This is a genomic window from Arthrobacter sp. TmtSoilC51, from assembly GCF_055388015.1.
In genome coordinates this window covers 2,009,440-2,026,900 of sequence record NZ_AP035877.1, presented here as the reverse complement: position 1 = coordinate 2,026,900, position 17,461 = coordinate 2,009,440, and the positions used below count along the sequence as shown (strand labels likewise).

13 protein-coding genes are annotated in these 17,461 nt (G+C 64.1%); 4 read left to right on the top strand and 9 right to left on the bottom strand.

Annotation, left to right across the window (positions count from 1 at the left end; translation table 11 throughout):
- The first annotated feature begins 69 nt into the window (after positions 1-69).
- Complete coding sequence (locus ACZ5G6_RS09200; protein ID WP_223936829.1) at positions 70-561, top strand: DUF3093 domain-containing protein; 492 nt, start codon at positions 70-72, stop codon at positions 559-561.
- A 47-nt stretch (positions 562-608) separates the two neighbouring features.
- Here the strand turns inward: ACZ5G6_RS09200 and ACZ5G6_RS09195 are convergent, their stop codons facing one another.
- Positions 609-908, bottom strand: a complete 300-nt coding sequence (locus tag ACZ5G6_RS09195; protein ID WP_216923072.1) for a DUF4193 domain-containing protein — start codon at positions 906-908, stop codon at positions 609-611.
- Between the two features lie 305 nt (positions 909-1,213).
- Between ACZ5G6_RS09195 and sepH the strand changes: the two genes are divergently transcribed.
- Positions 1,214-2,677, top strand: coding sequence for a septation protein SepH (gene sepH, locus ACZ5G6_RS09190; protein WP_498690913.1), 1,464 nt, complete (start codon positions 1,214-1,216; stop codon positions 2,675-2,677).
- Positions 2,678-2,746: 69 nt separating this feature from the next.
- Here sepH and ACZ5G6_RS09185 read toward each other — a convergent pair whose 3' ends face one another.
- From ACZ5G6_RS09185 to ACZ5G6_RS09170, 4 genes are all read right to left on the bottom strand, one after another.
- On the bottom strand, positions 2,747-3,511 hold the full coding sequence (locus ACZ5G6_RS09185) for a thymidine kinase (RefSeq protein ID WP_498690911.1): 765 nt from the start codon (positions 3,509-3,511) through the stop codon (positions 2,747-2,749).
- Complete coding sequence (locus tag ACZ5G6_RS09180; protein ID WP_498690909.1) at positions 3,504-4,709, bottom strand: alkaline phosphatase family protein; 1,206 nt, start codon at positions 4,707-4,709, stop codon at positions 3,504-3,506. Before ACZ5G6_RS09180 ends, ACZ5G6_RS09185 begins: the two co-directional genes overlap by 8 nt.
- 20 nt (positions 4,710-4,729) lie before the next feature.
- Entirely contained in the window at positions 4,730-5,455 is a 726-nt protein-coding gene (locus ACZ5G6_RS09175; protein WP_223936819.1) for a DUF5998 family protein, read from the bottom strand.
- 81 nt (positions 5,456-5,536) lie between these two features.
- Complete coding sequence (locus ACZ5G6_RS09170; RefSeq protein WP_498690907.1) at positions 5,537-8,224, bottom strand: bifunctional acetate--CoA ligase family protein/GNAT family N-acetyltransferase; 2,688 nt, start codon at positions 8,222-8,224, stop codon at positions 5,537-5,539.
- Between the two features lie 54 nt (positions 8,225-8,278).
- Between ACZ5G6_RS09170 and ACZ5G6_RS09165 the strand changes: the two genes are divergently transcribed.
- Positions 8,279-10,804 carry a DNA gyrase/topoisomerase IV subunit A gene (locus ACZ5G6_RS09165; protein WP_223936806.1) on the top strand — a complete coding sequence of 842 codons (2,526 nt, stop codon included), beginning with the start codon at positions 8,279-8,281 and terminating at the stop codon, positions 10,802-10,804.
- 90 nt (positions 10,805-10,894) lie between these two features.
- Here ACZ5G6_RS09165 and ACZ5G6_RS09160 read toward each other — a convergent pair whose 3' ends face one another.
- The gene (locus tag ACZ5G6_RS09160) at positions 10,895-11,278 is read right to left on the bottom strand and encodes a VOC family protein (RefSeq protein WP_223936800.1); all 384 of its coding nucleotides are present in this window, start codon (positions 11,276-11,278) and stop codon (positions 10,895-10,897) included.
- Positions 11,279-11,407: 129 nt separating this feature from the next.
- On the opposite strand from ACZ5G6_RS09160, the gene ACZ5G6_RS09155 reads away from it, so the two are divergent.
- A complete protein-coding gene (locus ACZ5G6_RS09155; protein WP_223936798.1) occupies positions 11,408-11,926 on the top strand; it encodes a DinB family protein in 519 nt (172 codons plus the stop codon).
- Between the two features lie 9 nt (positions 11,927-11,935).
- On the opposite strand, the gene ACZ5G6_RS09150 is transcribed toward ACZ5G6_RS09155, so the two are convergent.
- The 3 genes from ACZ5G6_RS09150 to cydB are packed head-to-tail and all read right to left on the bottom strand — an operon-like array spanning position 11,936 to position 17,444.
- The gene (locus tag ACZ5G6_RS09150) at positions 11,936-12,946 is read right to left on the bottom strand and encodes a GNAT family N-acetyltransferase (protein WP_498690902.1); all 1,011 of its coding nucleotides are present in this window, start codon (positions 12,944-12,946) and stop codon (positions 11,936-11,938) included.
- A gap of 9 nt (positions 12,947-12,955) precedes the next feature.
- The gene (gene cydD / locus ACZ5G6_RS09145) at positions 12,956-16,363 is read right to left on the bottom strand and encodes a thiol reductant ABC exporter subunit CydD (RefSeq protein ID WP_498690899.1); all 3,408 of its coding nucleotides are present in this window, start codon (positions 16,361-16,363) and stop codon (positions 12,956-12,958) included.
- Between the two features lie 7 nt (positions 16,364-16,370).
- On the bottom strand, positions 16,371-17,444 hold the full coding sequence (cydB, locus tag ACZ5G6_RS09140; RefSeq protein WP_498690897.1) for a cytochrome d ubiquinol oxidase subunit II: 1,074 nt from the start codon (positions 17,442-17,444) through the stop codon (positions 16,371-16,373).
- Positions 17,445-17,461 lie beyond the last annotated feature (17 nt).

Here is a 17,461-nt window from a genome sequence, read left to right as displayed (position 1 = left end):
ATCTCTGCTGGGCCCATCCATGAAGGCACTCCGGCAAGTAGCCACGCCAAGGGCCGATAAGCTGGACCCATGCCTACGTCTGACCAGTCCGCTCCCGTGCCTGCCCGGAACAATCCCACCGCCTCCGAGGTACTGTTCACCGAGAAATTATGGCCAACCATTTGGATCTGGATCGTCGTCGTGGGCCTCTCGGGCGCTGGAATCCTGATGTTCGCACCCATCAGCGCCGCTGCGGGCATCATCGCCGCCCTGGTTCTCCTGGCGATCATGACCATCCTGTTGGTGGTCTCAACGCCCACCATCATCGTGACGCGGGACAGCTTGAGGGTGGGGCGGGCCACCATCGAGCGAAAATTCGTCGGCACCGCGGAGGCGTTCAAAAAAGAGGAGGCCACCGCCGAGCGTGGCCCCCGCCTCAATGGGCTGGCGTACATGTGTTTCCGCGGGTGGATCGATCCCGTAGTCAAAATCGCCATCACCGATCCCGCCGACCGAACGCCTTATTGGTTGGTGTCTTCCCGCAGGCCGGACGAACTCGTCGCCGCGTTGAGCACGCGATAGGGCGCCTCACCGGCCAGTCGCGTCACCAACCAACCGGGTTAGTACAGCTAGCTCTCGCATTCGGTGCAGTACAGGTGCCCATCCCGCTCTGTGGCAATCTGTGAGCGGTGTTTGACCAGGAAGCAGTTGTAGCACGTGAATTCGTCAGGCTGCGGGGGCATGACCTGAATAAGGAGCTCTTCTCCGGAGAGGTCCGCTCCCGGGAGCTCGAAGCCATCGGCAAGATCGGTCTCATCGACGTCCACCGCGGAGGATTGCTTCCCCGACTGGCGCGTCTTGAGTTCCTCAATGGAGTCCTCGCTGACGTCTTCCTCGGTCTTTCGAGGGGCATCATAATCCGTGGCCATGGTCCTTCTTCATCCTCCGTACTTGCTCCGGGTGGGATTCCGGCCTGGCGGATTTCCTGCCCGCCGCCGGTCTAAGGGTGTAACGCCGGACGCCCCGGATTTGTGCCCGATATCGGCCAGATTGTCCTCCCCTGTCCAGCGATTGTCCAGAGGCGCCAAATTGTCCTCCGGATAACGGAAAGGATCCGCCCGGAAATCTGCCATTTTCGCCGGAATATCACGGCACGCCCTTTGTCCTAGTAGGAAAAGGGCAGTCTGGGTGGCAGAGTTTCGAATGTCAGTTATGCCATGTGGTGGAGGGTGTTATGCAGGATCTACGGCTGGTAGGCGTCCACGACGACGGCGGGCATCTGCTCCTGAGCGGACCCGGCGGTGCGATGTTCCAGCTTCCGATCGACGAGGCACTTCGTGCCGCGACGAGCCGGACCCCTGCCCAGGTTGCCGCGCGGGCTTCAATCACTCCAATTGCCATGTCCCCCAGGGATATCCAGTCCAGAATCCGCAGTGGATCCACGGCTGCCGAAGTCTCCGAGTTGTCCGGGCTGCCGCTTGCCAATGTGCAGCGTTATGAGGGCCCCGTCCTCGCTGAGCGCGAGTACGTCGCGCAGCAGGCCCGCAACATCGAAGTAGCGTCCCCCGCCCCGGGGCATGACATCTACCGCTCTGTCTTTGGCGACAACCCAGCGACGCTTGGCGAAATGGTGGCCCACCGGCTATCCGCGCACGGCATCGATTCTTCGACGGTTGAATGGGACTCCTGGCGCCGCTCGGACGGTTCCTGGACCGTCGTCGCGCGCTTTGACGCGGTCCCTGGCACCCACGGAAGTATTGGCGAGGAGCCACCAGCGATGTGGACGTTCAGTCCGCAACGGAAATCCCTCCAAAACGCCAACCGCTGGGCCCAGCAGCTCAGCGAACTGGAGCCGCTGGACGGCCCAGTTCCTGCACGCCGGCTTGCCGCTGTTTCGGATCGTCCCTTCGATTTCGAGACCGACGCCGAAACCGCAGCTCGCGCGTCTGCGAAGGAATCCGACAGCCTGCTGGAAATGCTCCGCTCGCGCCGCGGGCAACGCCTCGGTGTGGACGAAGACGGTGACGACGCCCTGGCTGTCCTGCTCAGCAACGTTCCGGCAGCCCACCCGAGGACCGGCGCGGAAGACCAGCAGCCCGCCGAGGAAGCAGCCCCGGATCAGCAGGAATCCAGTGCCCCTCCGGCGACTGAGCCGTTACGGAAGGATGGACGGCCATCGATGCTGTCCCGGCTGAGCCTGGCGCCCCGGAACCATGACTCGAACGAGGAAGACCCCCTGAAACTCCACGACGGTGTCAGCACGGAAACACGTGAAATAACTGTTGTGGCCAGTCCGCTGCGGCCTGTCACGTCTTTGACTGGACGCAAGCCGGCTGCTGGCAGGGCTCCGGAAACCACCGACGCGGAGGCGCCCGCCCAAGAAAAGGGACCCGCCCAAGAAAAGGGACCCGCCCAGGAAAAGGGACCCGTCCAAGAAAAGGGACCCGTCCAAGAAAAGGCGACCATGCAGCGGGCGGGTTTGGATGAGTTGCTTGGCGGGGCTGTGATCCCGGAGGCACAGGTTGATCGTCCTGCATCCGGTGCCCAGTCAGTTGCACAGGAGAAGGCATCACTCGACGCCAGGGAAGGAGGCGCGCACAAGGACGCTGAGGCAACCGTAGAGCGCCAGCCCTCCCGGCCTAAGCGGTCAAGCATTCCCAGCTGGGACGAGATCGTCTTCGGCGCCCGCGGCGACTAGTCCAGCACAACGGCAACAAACGCAGGCAGCACCACGGCAACATCGCAGGCGACAACAGTTCCAGGCCGGCTAGCGCCGCATCGAACCAGAGCCAGCACCGGGCCAGAGGCAGGCATCGACGTCGAACGGAAGAGTCTGGTCTGCGCCGGCCATCAGGTTGGCCCCGTGGGCAGTCACGCGGCGCATGTAGTGGCGTCGGCACAACGTCTCATATCCAACCACGGGTTCATCGCCAAGAGCTGCTTCAAGATCTGCCCCTGGCTGAACGGCATCGCTCAAGCCCGGGACCTCGCTGGCGTGCTGGGGAGCGACGTCGCCAACCATGACCTGGTCGCCTTCCACCACCATGATGCCGTCCACCGTTCGTGCATTTTGGGTTGCGCGGCGCCCGCACCAGCACAAGGCCTCGACCTGTAGGACCTGCACTTTGTCGGCGAGCTCGATCAGACGCTGCGAGCCGGGAAACAAGGTGGTACGGAAGTCCGAGGTGATCCCGAACGCGAAGACGTCCACGTCCATCTCATCCACCAAGCGTGCCAACTGCTCCACTTGGACAGCCGAATAGAACTGGGCTTCGTCACAGATCAGGTAGTCCACGCGAAGCCCGCTGGTCCGGCGTACAACTACTTCCTCCCAGAAATCGGTGTCGGTCCGGACTTCAACCGCGTCTGTCTGCAGGCCCAACCTGCTGGAGATTGTTGAATCACCGGCACGGTCGTTGCAGCTGAAACGTACGCCACCCCTGCCCCGCGCGCGGTGGTTGTAGTCCATTTGCAGGGCGAGCGTGGACTTACCGCAGTCCATGGTGCCTGAAAAGAAGACGAGTTCAGCCACGCTTGCCCTTTTTACCGGCTGCGGGGAAGCAAAGGAACGGCACTTCTCGTTCTGCCTTGGTCAGGGAACCATGTTGGCCTACTACTTCCAACGATGCCGGGCGGACCCTGCGGGTGTCATAAAGTGCCAAGGTGTCCCGGGCGGCGATCATAACGTCGCCGATGCGAGCGGCTACCTCTGGCTGGACATCCCCAAACAACCCAGCGCGGATCGCCTGCTCACGGGTGAAGGCCCAGATGCGTTCACCGAACCGTGTCCGCCACGCGGAAATCAGCGACTCACGCTGCGCATCGGGAAGGCCGGGCTCAAGGTAAAGGTGCACCATGCGGGGTTCACCGGCAGTATGGCGGACTCCGGCAACGAGTGAAGGATCTGCGGAGTAGTCAATGCGCTGGGACTCAGGAACGTCCAGCATTCCGTGATCCCCGGTCAGCACAATCGTGGTTCCCGCGGGCAGCGTTGCGGACAGTCTCTTCACCGTGGAGTCGAGTTCTTCAAGCTGGTGTTCCCAGCGGTCGGACTGGCAGCCGTAGCGATGACCTGCTTTGTCCAATTCATTGACGTAAAAGTACATGAGGGAACGGCCCCCGCCGGACATCGCCTCCGCTGCGGCGGCAGTACGCGCATGCAGGGTGGTACCGCCCACGAAACGGCTGCCGCGGAGGGCTGCCTGGGTCATGGGGGAATTCCCGAACTGCGGGAGGCTTACGGTGACGACGTCGACTTCCGCCGATATGCGCTCGAACACCGTGGCGTGTGGCTGCCAAACAGCAGGATCTACGTGTGCGTCCCAGTTGCCAAGCAGGTTCACCACTTTGTCCTGCGAAGGATCCAGGACGTCGTAGCCCACCATGCCATGCTGCCCCGCGGGGAGCCCGGTGCCCAGGCTGGCAAGGGAAGCTGCAGTTGTACTGGGAAAGGCTGAATCAATCCAGTTGGGGACGCTGCCTTGCCCGGCGGCAAGGACGGAACGCAGAAACGGTGTATGCGAGGCCTTTTGCTTGAGCAAGTTGCGACCCAGTCCATCGGCAAGGACTACGCAGACGCGTTGCGAGGCAGGCAGGTGAAGCTGGTTGGCGAATCCGGGAAGGCCCATGCTCGCGGCCGCACTGGTGAAGACCTCGGCGATCGACCTGCTCCCGAAGAGCGGAGCCGAAGGGAGGTCGGCGGCCGGTGCCGCACCCGGGGTTGTTTGCATGTGCTCCTGTGCAGTGACCCTCAACGCTGGTGTCCGCGGCTCAAGCGGTTGCTGAAGACCCCTGAACGTGGCCGCGGCGCGGGGATGCCGGCGTGCGGAACGGGTGTGGGATTGGCCGTGTTCACGGCACGCAGAGCGCGGGCGAAGACCTTGGCGTCCTGGACCGCTTGGAGGCCGTCCGCTTCGGCACTGATGCGCAGGACGATGTCTTCCTGCGCGATGGTTCCGCTGTAGCCGTGGTCTGCCTCGCACTGGGGATCCCCACAGCTTGCCGGCCCCATGTCCAGGCGCTGCCCGCCGGACCAGGCTATGGACACCGTCATTTCCCGCACGGGATCGGACGGCTTGTAGTCCTGTGGCTGGGCGTACATGTAGCTCAGGACCACCGAACGGATCTGGGCCACGGGCACGGACTCCGTGGAAATCTGGGCAACGATCTGTTCCCCGGCTTCATCCAGCTGCTGGTCGTCAACGTGGGTGATCACCAGCATGTCTTCCGTGAGCACGAGAACCGTGATGTGACGGCGGACCTCGGCGCGATCAAAGTGTGTCTCAAGGTGCACCAGGTGTGACAAGCATTCGCGGCCGTCCAACGCGTCATCAACGACGTCGGCAACCAGCCGGGGGTAGAAACCAGCCTGCTGCAGCGCTTGATCCAGGCTCTGTCCCTGCGAGCTATGGTTGTGGGCGGTGTGGTGCCCGGTATTGGACGGACGGGACTGAGGCGTCGGAGACTGGGTGCTCATTCCCCCATTTTCACAGATCCACTGGGGACTTCCTAACTGCCTGCCCCGCCGCCAAGCCTGTCGCTGGCGTGCAGGGAACGCTTACCCACGCATCGCCCGCCGGGCACTGTCCGTGCGCCGCGCCGCGTTTCCGATCCACACATCGGCACCCAGAATCGTTGCACCGGCAGCACCAGCGAGAACCGGATTGAACTCCACAAGGGCGATTCCGGGGTGGTCATCCTTGAGTTTGGCCAGCCTGGCAGCGATGTCCTCGAGGGCAGGCACGTCCACTGCAGGGAGTCCCTGGTAGCCGAACAGCTTTCTGGACGCCCGCGGCGAGCGGATGAGATCGTGCAGGTCTGCAGCGGACAGCGGCGGCACCCGGTGGGCCCAATCGTCCAGGAGATTCACTGCATCTCCGGCCAAGCCGAAAGATACGACTGGACCCAGCAAGGGATCCTCCATGGCGCGGAACGTGCATGCCTGGCCTACCGGGGCCATTGCCTGGACTTCAAGTGACGGCGAACCATAAGGTTCCAGTGCGCGCTTCATCTGGGCGATGTTCTGCCGCAAGGACTCGGCATCCTGGATATCCAGCCGGACGCCGCCCAAGTCCAAACGGTGCCTCAGCGCCGGATCAGTGGTCTTCAGGACCACCGGCCAGCCCAGGTTTTCGGCAGCTTCAACAGCTTCTCCGGGTGTCCCAAAGCCGATTGTCGGCACCACGGCGATACCGTAGCGGGCCAGTAACTCCGCGGCAGCACCGGCGTCGAGCTTCCGGAGTTTCTCGCCGGTCACGCCAGCCAGCATGCCGGTCAATGCCTCCCTTGTCCCGTCCACGTCGCAGCCACCGGGTTCGACGAAAAGACCTTGGTCGCGGTCCAGCCATTGTGCGTAGCGAACAATCGCGGCCAGCGCCCCCACAGCGGCACCTGCGTTGGAATAGCACGGCAGCAACGGGCCGCCGGAGTCCCCCAGCATGCCTTCTACGGGAATGGAGGGGTCCAGAATTCCCGTGAACACTGCCACTACCGGTTTGCCGGCCTCGGCAGCACACTCAGCCAGGACACCAGCCAACGCTTCCACGGTCAGTCCCCGTGCAGGCAGGAGTGCGGCCACGATAGCGTTGACGGATTCGTCCGCGAGGCTTTCCTGCAGGCTTTTCCGGAGCGCTGGAAGGGCAAGCGACATGCCGGCGTCGAGATCGATGTCGGTTACCATCCGGTTCACATCGAGACCAAGGGGTCCCGCACTGTCAGCGACAACTTTCCCCAAGGCGACGGAGTTGGAGTAAACGGCCACGCCAGGGCCAGCGGGCAATGCCTGCGAGGAGACGATCTGGGCGATGTCCATCAATTGCTCAATGGTCCCCACCCTGATGACGCCAGCCTGTCGCATCATTGCATCGACCGCGGCGGCGGGTGCCTGCGTGGTCCGGACCTCATGTCCTGGCGGCAGGCGCAGGCCCGTGACGTCGGACTTTGCCACGATCACCGGTTTGCTCCGGGACAACCTGCGGGCAAGCCGGGAGAACTTGCGCGGATTGCCGATTGACTCAAGGTAGAGCCCTACTGCGGAAGTATCGGCGTCGTCCTCCCAGTACTGCATGGCGTCGTTGCCCGAGACATCTGCGCGGTTCCCTGCGGAGAGGAAGGTGGACAAGCCAAGCCGACGCCGCCGGGCCGCGGCGTAGACGGCCACACCCACAGCGGCCGACTGGCTGAAAAGGCCCAGTCCGCCGCGGGGCGGCATGCTGGGAGCCATGGAGGCATTGAGGGACACGGCAGGGTGCGTGTTAAGGATCCCCAAAGACTCGGGCCCAATCACCCGCATGCCGTTGGCACGGGCGCGCCGCACCAACTCATGCTGGCGTGCAAGGCCCCTCTCGCCGTCGTCGGCAAATCCTGCGGTTGCCACCACGATTCCCTTGACGCCTGCTGCTGCGCAGTCGTCCACCACCTTGGGCACTTCCTCGTAAGGAACTGCGATGATGGCCAACTGCACGGGGCCTGGGATCTCCGATAACCGCGCAAAGGAGATCATGCCAGCGAGTTCGAAAGCCTCGGGATTGACCGCATAGACCGGGCCCTTAAAGCCGCCCTCGATGATGTGTTCCAGGAGTTGGTAGCCGACTGTCCCCCATTTGCGGCTGGCACCGATCACCGCCACCGACGACGGCGCCAGCAGGTCGCGTACGCTGCGCGCCTCTGCGCGGTGCTCGCGTGACTCCATAACTGCCCGCGATTTCTCGGTGGGATCAATATTGAACTCAACGCTCACGACGCCGTCATCGAACCCGCGCTTGAGGTCATAACCGGCATCGGCGAACACCATGAGCATCTTGCGGTTTTCGGGCAGGACCTCGGCGATGAATCTACGGATTCCGTTCTCCCGTGCGGCGGCCGCCAAATGCTCCAGGAGTATCGAGCCGATGCCACGGCCTTGATGGGCGTCGGAAATGTTAAAGGCGACTTCGGCTTCGTCGGGGTCTTCCAGCCGGTCGTAGCGGCCCACTCCCATGATTTCGCCGCCGATCGTGATGACGAATGCCACCCGGTTCACATGGTCCACTTCGGTGAAGCGCCGCACTTCTTTTCCGGAGAGCTTGGGCTTGAAGGAGAAGAATCTCATATAGATGGAGGCCTGCGACTGGCCCGCGTGGAACGTCTGCAAAGCCTCGGCGTCCTGCGGCCGTATGGGGCGGAGGTGGGCTGTCCCGCCGTCGCGCAGGACGACATCGGCCTCCCAATATTCCGGATAAATGCCGACGCCGGGCTGATCCACCATAGGCTTAGCCTAGCTAAAACATCCGCAGTACATCTTTAAGGATCCACCGACCCCATGGCCCGCAGCCAAACTCCCGCACGCAAGGGCGAGCCCCTCGGCGATTTTACCGAGAACATCGTCGACATCGACGTCACTTCCGAGATGGAGGGCTCCTTCCTGGAGTACGCCTACTCGGTGATCTATTCGCGTGCCCTTCCTGACGCACGTGATGGCCTGAAACCGGTTCAGCGCCGCATCCTCTACATGATGGCGGACATGGGCCTGCGCCCGGACCGGGGCCATGTCAAGAGTGCCCGAGTCGTGGGCGAAGTCATGGGAAAGCTCCACCCGCATGGCGATGCCGCGATTTACGACGCCATGGTGCGTATGGCCCAGGACTTTTCCCTCCGCCTGCCGTTGATCGACGGGCACGGCAACTTCGGCTCACTCGACGACGGTCCCGCAGCTCCGCGTTACACCGAGGCTCGCCTGGCAGCGGCTGCGCTGACCATGACGGACCACCTCGATGAAGACGTAGTGGATTTTGTCCCCAACTACGACAACCAGCTGACGCAGCCCGAGGTCCTCCCGGCAGCGTTTCCCAACCTGTTGGTCAACGGCACCACGGGCATTGCGGTGGGTATGGCCACCAACATGGCTCCGCACAACCTTGTTGAGGTCATTGCTGCCGCACGTCATCTGATCGCCAATCCGGATGCGACGCTCGATGACATCATGAAATACATCCCGGGTCCGGACCTTCCCACGGGTGGCCGCATCGTGGGCCTGGACGGCATTCGCGATGCCTATGCCACAGGTCGCGGTTCGTTCAAGACGCGCGCCAAAGTTGAGGTGGAGCAGCTCTCCGCCCGCCGCACGGGCCTGGTGGTGACCGAGTTGCCGTACATGGTGGGCCCGGAAAAAGTCATCGAAAAAATCAAGGATGCCGTCAACGCCAAGAAGCTGACTGGCATCAGCGACGTCGTGGACCTCACCGACCGCAACCATGGGCTGCGCCTGGTCATCGAACTGAAGAACGGCTTCAACCCCAACGCCGTGCTCCAGCAGCTGTACCGCTACTCGCCCATGGAAGACTCCTTCGGCATCAACAACGTCACCCTGGTGGACGGCCAGCCGCAGACCCTGGGCCTGTTGCAGCTCCTGCAGGTGTACGTGGACCACCGCCTCAACGTAGTCCGCCGCAGGACCGCGTTCCGCCTGGGCAAGAAGAAGGACCGGCTCCACCTGGTGGAGGGCCTTTTGATCGCGATAGTGGACATCGACGAGGTCATCCAGATCATTCGTTCCTCGGATGAAGCCTCCGCAGCGCGTGAGCGGCTGATGTCCATCTACGATCTCACCGAGATCCAGGCCAACTACATCCTGGAACTGCGCTTGCGGCAGCTGACCAAGTACTCGCGCCTTGAATTGGAGAAGGAGCAGGACGAGCTGCGCCGCGAGATCGAAGCCCTTGAGGCCATCCTTGGCTCCGACCAGCTGCTCCGCGACCTCGTTTCAGGTGAACTGGCCGAAATCGCTGCGAAGTACGGCACTCCCCGACGGACCGTGCTCCTGGAGTCCGAGGCAGTCTCCCCCACGGTGGCTGCGTCCCTTGCGGCTGCGGCCCCGGGCCCCAAAGGCAAGGCCGCGGCCCTCCCCCTGGAAATCCCGGACGATCCTTGCTGGGCGCTCCTGAGCGTGTCCGGACAGATCGCACGTACAACCAACCAGGAACCGCTGGCCGAGGCTGGTCCGCGGGCGAAGCACGACGTCTTCCGTTCGGTGGTGAAGACCACAGCGCGCGGTGAGATCGGAGCGGTCACCTCCCTGGGCCGCATGCTGCGCCTACAGGTCATGGACATGCCCGCCCTCCCCCCTGTTGGAGGTCTGCCAAACCTGGCCGGTGGAGTTCCGGCCAAGGATTTCATCACCTTGGTCAAGGGCGAGACTTTGGTTGCGTTGGTTCCGTTGGATGCCATCCTTGCCGTAGGAACGGTGCAGGGCGTGGTGAAGCGTGTTCAGCCGGAATACCCGTTGAACCGTGAGGACTGGGAAATCATTTCCCTCAAGGACAAGGACACGGTCCTTGCCGTGGAACCCGCGCAGGAGGACGACGTCGAACTCGTCTTCGTGACCAAGCAGGCCCAGTTGCTGCGGTTCAGTGCGTCCAACGTGCGTCCGCAGGGACGAACGGCGGGCGGTATGGCGGGGATCAAGCTTGCCGCTGACGACGAGGTGATTCACTTCGGCACCGTGCGCGCCAACGATCCTGCCGCCGTCGTGGTGACCATTGCCGGTACCAACGGCGCCCTGCCAGGCACCGCGCCCGGAACCGCGAAGGTGACGGCCTTCGAAGAGTATCCCGCGAAGGGCCGGGCCACCGGTGGCGTGCGCGTCCACCGCTTCCTCAAAGGTGAAGACACCCTGCTCCTGGCGTGGGCCGGACACGGACCAGCAAAGGCGTCATCGGCGGCCGGAGTGGCAAGGGCGCTCCCCCATGAGCACGGCCGCAGGGATGGTTCAGGCGTGCCCCTTTCTCAGCCCGTGGAGGCGATCGGTCCGAGCATGGCGTGGCCTGAAACGGCTGCGGCAACCGAGTAGCAATCCTGTAAGGAAATACAGCAAGGCCGGCGGTTTGCAGACCGCCGGCCTTGCTGTTGCCTTGGCCCCGGTGAGGCCTTTCCGGCCGGGTTAGCCGTTCTGGTTGATGCTCAGTATGTTTCCTTCAGTGTCCAGGAACCACGCTGCGGCGCTTCCGTCAGGCATTGTGGCGATGCCGTTTTCAGTCTTGAGCCCGGGGAAGTCGTAGTCTTCGAACTCGACGCCCTTCTCGCGGAGTTCCGCCATCGTGGCCGCGACATCACTGACCATCCAGCCCATCTGTGTGTTCTTGGCCGTACCTGCATTGGGTGTTTGGTAAATGAAGAATCCCGTCCCGTCTCCGCACCTGTACTGCAGGTTGTCGTCGGCGTCTGGATTTTCCGGTTCGAGTCCGAGTTTCTCGCTGTAGAACGCGCGCGCCCGGGCAATATCCGATGCCGGCAGAACGGCACCCACTTGCTGATCCTTGAGCATATTTTTCTCTTTCCGGCTCTCCCCCCGGAACGAACTTTACTCCTGGGCGGGCACGAAGTAATGGGCAAATGGCTGCGGATTTTACGCCTTGTCCGGGGTTGCCGGGCGGTAACGCCATAGACTGGCGGCATGCCGATCATCCCTGACGAAAAAGACTGGACATGGGTGCTTTCACGGCCCTGCCCCGAGTGCGGCTTTGACGCCTCAACCGTCACGCCGTCCACTGTCCCCGGAACGGTCCTGAACATGCTTCCAAGGTGGCGTGCCGTCCTCCGCCGCGAGGACGTAGCAGTGCGCCCCAACGACCACACCTGGTCACCCCTGGAATATGCGTGCCACGTGCGCGACGTCTTCAGCCTCTTCGACCAAAGGCTGAACCTGATGCTTAGCGATGACAACGCCGCGTTTGCCAACTGGGACCAGGACCAAGCGGCGATCGACGCCGAATATGGACGTTCGGATCCCCGCGTTGTTGCCGACGAACTGATCGCGGAAGGGGAGCAAATTGCCGAGTCCTTCGCCCGGGTGGTGCAGGACGAGTGGCAGCGTACCGGGCGGCGCAGCAACGGTTCCGAATTCACCGTGCTGACGTTCTCGCAGTACTTCCTGCACGACGTCGTCCATCACCTCCACGATGTTGACGGCTAAGGAAGCCAGCTAGAGCGTCTTTTCCCACATCATGCTTCGGTTCACCGGCTGGTATCCCATTCCGAGATAGAGAGCCAGTGCTCCGGTCGGATTGGCAGAATCCACATCCAGCGACGCAATATCCATCCCTGCGGCGGAGAACCGCCGCAGGGCGTCGGCCAGCAGCGCTTGCGCTATGCCCCGGCCACGATAGGCCCGCCGGACTCCAAGCAGCTCGGTGTAACCCTCCTTGAAGCCGCGGACGGCTGCTGAGTCGGGATCGTGGCTGGCCAGCTGGTATCCAGCCACTTCGCCCGTAGCGGCGTCGACCACCACGGCGCTCCAATCGTGCCTTGCCGTGGGTTCCTCAATGGTGAACCGCCACGTCTCTTCGTCGCGTGGCTCACTTCCCCAGTGATCCCTGAAGGCATCGTTGTGGGCTTGGCGCACGGCTTCTTGGAGGGATGGCTGGAACGTGCCCAGCTTGAGTCCGGGTTCGAGGCGTGCATCGGAGGCAGGGATCGACAACGGCCGGTGCATTTCGTTGAACCAGCGCACAATGCCATACCCCCGCGCCCGGAGCAGCGCTGCCTGGTGATGGTGTTGTTCTTCCGTTTGGATGCGGAGGCGGGGCGGCGCAGTGGTGTGGCCTGCCTCCGTATCAGCCCGGAACCGGTTGCGGGCCTGTGCTTCCTGCCACGCAAGCAGCGCCGAGCCGATGCCCCGGCGCTGCCAGTCCGGGTCTACGCAACCCATGCCTGTGGCTTTGTCCCCTTCGGGGTTTTTTGTGATGCGTCCGTAGGCCCGCGCAACGCCACCGGCGTCGAATCCCAGCAAGGTGTTGGTCCTGGGGTCGTTCTTGGTGGACTCCAGGACGTGGACAAGGTCGCCGCGCTTTTCGAACCAGACGGGATGCTCGACGGCGGCAGTCCGGGCGATCAGTTCCGCCCAGTTATCGAGGTCTCCAGTTGTGGCAGGCCTCCACTGCAGACCGGTTCGGCTGGCATCGGGCTGCATCAGGGGTGGAACCTCACAAGGCATGCCAACAGGCTACTGGTGAGTAGGCCATCCCACCAGCTCAGCCGCGCGGGCAAGCTCGAGCCTTGCGTCCGCGGGATCGATGTCCTCGGGATTGTGGGTCACCAACACAACTGTCACGTCCCTCAGACCCCGACGCAGCGCGGCCATCATGTCGCGCGCAGCTGCAGCGTCAAGGTGCGCTGTAGGTTCGTCCAGCAACAGCACGCTGGCCCCCGTCAGGAGAGTCCTGGCCATGGCGAGGCGTTGTCGCTCACCACCGCTGAGGAAAGCCCCGGCGGGTCCGATGCGTGTATCGAGCCCCTCCGGCAAAGTGTCCACCAAAACGTCAAGCCCCACATCCTTCAAGGCCTTGTACATTTCCTGTTCTCCCGGCTTCTTCCCAGCGGGCCTTGCCAGGAGGAGATTGCCTCGAATGGTGGAGTCGAAGAGGTGGGCTTCCTGCGGACACCAAGCGGCCGTACCTGTAAGCCGTACCGTTCCCGCCGACACGGGAAGGAAGCCGAGGAGCACCGATAGCAGCGTCGATTTGCCGGCTCCAGAAGGCCCGGTGACTGAGAGCCAGCGGCCGGGCCCAGCCTCAGCACTGACTCCGGAGAACACCGCCGGGCCGCCGGGCCACGCGGCAGCGATTCGTTCCAACTCAAGCCCCGCCTTACCGGGCCGGTCAGGCAACGGGTGCGTACCGGCGTCGTGATCATCGGGGTCCGGACCTGCGGGGACGGACAACGCGCCCGTAGCTGCCACCCGCCCCAGGACGTCTGCGAGCGCCGGGCCTTGGCGAACGGCGGAAACGGTTGCCGCGTAAGGCTCTACCAGGGCCAGCTGCATCAAAACGACCACGGCGACCAGGGCAGGCGTGGCGGAACCATCCTGCACGGATCCGGCACCCAGGAGGGCCGCCCACAGGGCGGCGAGCGAGCAGGCGAGGACGGTGACGGCCTGGCCAAGGCCTTCGGCCCAGGCGGAACGTTGCGCGGAAACAGTGGCATCGCGGTCTTTGTCGCTGAGTATGGCGAGGATGCGTCCGGCCACGCTGTTCGCGGTCAGTTCGGCGCGGGCGTCGAGGGCGGCCGCAACGCCGCGGAGCACCCCCGAGCGTAGCTGTTGTTCGGCCTTGGCGGCGTTTCGGTCAGCCAGGACGGCCAGTAGCGGCGCAAGGATGAGCCCTACTACGGTGGCAGAGGCAACCGCTGGCACGGCAGCGGGCAAAACCATGGCCGTTGCCACGATGGCCGCAGCGGCGACGCCCACGGCCGTCAGCGGAGGGAGGGCGACCCGCGGGAGGAGGTCCCTGAGTGTGTCCACATCGTCCACGATCGAGCCCAGGACGTTGCCGCCCTGCAAAAGCCGGCGTAGTGCCAGTGCCCGGCGGCTCAGTGTGGCCCAGAGCGCGCCCCGCAGCCGTGTCATCGCAGCGAAGACGGCATCGTGGGTCAGGAGCCGCTCGCAGTACCGCAGGACCGCCCGGCCGATGCCGAAGAAACGTACGCCAACGATCGCGCCCAGGAGGTAGAGGATGGGCGGCTGTTCGCTGGCGCGGATGATGAGCCAGCCTGACAGGCCGGAGAGGGCAACTGCGAAAAGTGCGGCGAGGACTCCGACGACGCCAGCTGCGGCGAACTTTCCTTGGACCGGGCGCAGGACCAGCGCGAGCCGTTGCAGGCTTCGAAGCCGCCCTTGGTTGACGTGTGCGCGGAGGCCTTCTTCCAGTGCTGCTTGCCGGCTGCCTGGATCCGTACCGGCGATGACGTTGAGCGAAGGCTGGTGCATGTCGGTTGAAACGACGTCCGTGGTGGAGGCAGCGTTTAGTGTCGGTGTGCGGCTGTGCGGCTTCACGGGGACTATGTGGTCGGCGAGCGCACGGGTGGCGGAATCGTGTGCTACGAGGATGACGGTGGCTGAGCCGCGGAGGGACGTGATGGCAGAGCGGACCACGCTGGCGGAGTAGTGGTCCAAGTGTGCGGTGGGCTCGTCCAGGAGCAGCAGGGTAGCCCCTGAGTCCATTCGTGCCAGACCGCGGGCAAGTGCCACGCGGCGCAACTCCCCTGGGCTGAGTTCGGCAGGGTGCTTGGTGGCGAGGTGCTCGGCGGAGACCTTCCGAAGGATGCGCGCCACAGCATCTGCGGTATCCGCTGGGTGTTCCCCGCCGAGGTACAGTTCCATTTCCTCCTGCACGGTGTTGGCCACCATCACGGGGTGTTGCGGTACCCAGGCCACCGCTCCGGTGGCCGCGCCGGTGATGGTGCCGGTCACGGCTGCGCCGGGGCCTGGCCCGACGAGGCCCGCCAGGACACCCAGGACTGTGCTCTTGCCGGCGCCACTGTCGCCGTCGAGTGCGGTAATCGAGCCTGCGGGGGCAGTGAAGTCCAGAACCTCGACGGCGGGTGCGGACCGTCCGGCGTAGGTTACCGTGAGGCCTGTCACGACAACGTCGGCCGGCCCGGCGCTGGGCGGCTGGTTGTCGGTAAGGCGTTGGTGGCTGGGCGCCTTCAACACTGCAGTGGCCGTTTCCAGGGCCGCCCTGCCGTCATCGCTGGCATGGTGGGCGGTGCCGAGATCGCGCAGGGGCAGGTAGCAGTCAGGCGCAAGGATCAACGCCAGTAGCCCAGCTTCCAGGGCCATGTCCCCGGCTACCAGCCGCACGCCAATGAAGACGGCGACAACGGCCACTGAGATGGTTGCGATGAGTTCCAAGGCCAAAGCCGAGAGGAACGCCGTCCGGAGCGTCACCATGGTTCGGCTACGGTACTGTTCGGAAATGTCTTCGAGTGCGGCGCGCTGTTCGCTGGCCCGTCCCAGGCCCACCAGCACAGGCAGGCCCTTGGCGAGTTCCAGGATGTGCCCGGACAACCTGCGGAGGGTGGTTTGGGCATCCCTGACGTTCTCTTCCGTGTGCCGGCCTATCAGGATCATGAACAGCGGCACCAGCGGAACGGTCAACACGATGACGACGGCGCTCACCCAGTCGGCAAGGAGAATCCGGGCTCCGATGAGCAGCGGAACTGTGGCGCAGTTCACCAAGGCTGGCAGGTACTGGGTGTAGTAGTCGTCCAGTGCGTCCAGCCCCCGCGTAGCGAGGATCGCCAGTCCGCCGTCGTTTGTTCCCTCAACTGCCGTTGTTCCGCCGTCGGCCAGTGAGCGCTTCAGGAGCTGCGACCGCAGTTCCTCCTTGACCCCCAGCGCGGCGCGGCGCGACGCAACTCCCTGGCCCCAGACAGCCAAGGACCTTAGCACCGCTCCGATGGCGCCCAACAGCAGCCCGTTGGTCCAATCGGACGGGCTTCCGGCCAAGCCAGCCAGCGCACCCGCTACGGCTTGGGCCAGGAGCACCAGGGACAGCGCCTTAAGGGCTGAGAGCAGGCCTATACCGTAGAGGGCGGCTCGAGTGGCCGGGCCGGAGGGAAACACGGGCTTCATGAGGCGGCTAGGCTCCCGGGTTGGAAGGGGTGGTGTCCTTGGCAACCAACACCTTCGCGGCGATCGCCGGAAGGAAACCGTGGGCTTCGGGAATGTGGGCTGCACTGACACGGCGCCGGAACACCCAGTACGTCCAGGCTTGGTAGGCAATAACCAAGGGAAGTCCGATCGCCGCAACGATGCTCATCAGGCCCAGCGTGTAGTTGGATGATGAAGCGTTGGAAACAGTCAGGCTGAACGCGGGATCCACGGTTGAGGGGATGACCACTGGGAATGCTGCCCCGAAGATCGATGCGGTGGCGCAGACCACGAAAACTCCGATCGCGCCGAACGCCCGCCCCTCGGATCCCTTGCGGGCCCACTGCCAGGCCAAAGCTACTGCCGCGACTCCGGCCACAACGATGACCCACGTCCACGGCTTTCCGGCAAGGAGCTGCACCGCGACCATCCAGGCGAGCATGGGCAGGACAGCAAACGGCACCAGTCGCACAAACCACCGGCGGGCACGGAGCCGCACGTCGCCGTCGGTCTTCAACGCCAGGAACGCCAAGGCGTGGACCAAAGCGAACGCGACGACACCGAAGCCGCCCAGGAGCGCGTAGCCGCTGAACCATGCGAACGGTCCGCCACTGCGGTCCCCGTTGGCGTTGAGTGGCAAGCCCGTGGTGGTAAGCGCCAGGGCCGCGCCGATGCCGAAAGCGGCCACGAAGGATCCGACGGCGATTGCCCAGTCCCAAGTGGTGCGCCAGCGTTCACTGTCCACCTTGCCCCGGTATTCGAAGGCGACCGCCCGGAAGATCAGCGCCACCAGCACGCCGAGGAGCGGCAGGTAGAGCGCCGAGAACAAGGAGGCGTACCACAACGGGAAAGCTGCGAACGTGGCCCCGGCCGCAGTGAGCAACCAAACCTCGTTGCCGTCCCAGACCGGCCCGATCGTGTTGAGCAGGACGCGCCTGTCCGTGTTGTTACGCGCAAACAGCTTCATGAGCATGCCTACGCCGAGATCGAATCCCTCAAGGAAGAGATAGCCGGTCCACAACACGGCGATGGCCACGAACCAGATGGTTGGCAACAGTTCCATTGTCTATTCCTCTGCTT

What these genes read in the sequence shown, in the direction of transcription:
- ACZ5G6_RS09200 (WP_223936829.1), top strand. Translation starts at nt 70, where the DNA reads ATGCCTACGTCTGACCAGTCCGCTCCCGTGCCTGCCCGGAACAATCCC.
- ACZ5G6_RS09195 (WP_216923072.1), bottom strand. Translation starts at nt 908, where the DNA reads ATGGCCACGGATTATGATGCCCCTCGAAAGACCGAGGAAGACGTCAGC.
- sepH (WP_498690913.1), top strand. Translation starts at nt 1,214, where the DNA reads ATGCAGGATCTACGGCTGGTAGGCGTCCACGACGACGGCGGGCATCTG.
- ACZ5G6_RS09180 (WP_498690909.1), bottom strand. Translation starts at nt 4,709, where the DNA reads ATGCAAACAACCCCGGGTGCGGCACCGGCCGCCGACCTCCCTTCGGCT.
- ACZ5G6_RS09175 (WP_223936819.1), bottom strand. Translation starts at nt 5,455, where the DNA reads ATGAGCACCCAGTCTCCGACGCCTCAGTCCCGTCCGTCCAATACCGGG.
- ACZ5G6_RS09170 (WP_498690907.1), bottom strand. Translation starts at nt 8,224, where the DNA reads ATGGTGGATCAGCCCGGCGTCGGCATTTATCCGGAATATTGGGAGGCC.
- ACZ5G6_RS09165 (WP_223936806.1), top strand. Translation starts at nt 8,279, where the DNA reads ATGGCCCGCAGCCAAACTCCCGCACGCAAGGGCGAGCCCCTCGGCGAT.
- ACZ5G6_RS09160 (WP_223936800.1), bottom strand. Translation starts at nt 11,278, where the DNA reads ATGCTCAAGGATCAGCAAGTGGGTGCCGTTCTGCCGGCATCGGATATT.
- ACZ5G6_RS09155 (WP_223936798.1), top strand. Translation starts at nt 11,408, where the DNA reads ATGCCGATCATCCCTGACGAAAAAGACTGGACATGGGTGCTTTCACGG.
- ACZ5G6_RS09150 (WP_498690902.1), bottom strand. Translation starts at nt 12,946, where the DNA reads ATGCCTTGTGAGGTTCCACCCCTGATGCAGCCCGATGCCAGCCGAACC.
- cydD (WP_498690899.1), bottom strand. Translation starts at nt 16,363, where the DNA reads ATGAAGCCCGTGTTTCCCTCCGGCCCGGCCACTCGAGCCGCCCTCTAC.
- cydB (WP_498690897.1), bottom strand. Translation starts at nt 17,444, where the DNA reads ATGGAACTGTTGCCAACCATCTGGTTCGTGGCCATCGCCGTGTTGTGG.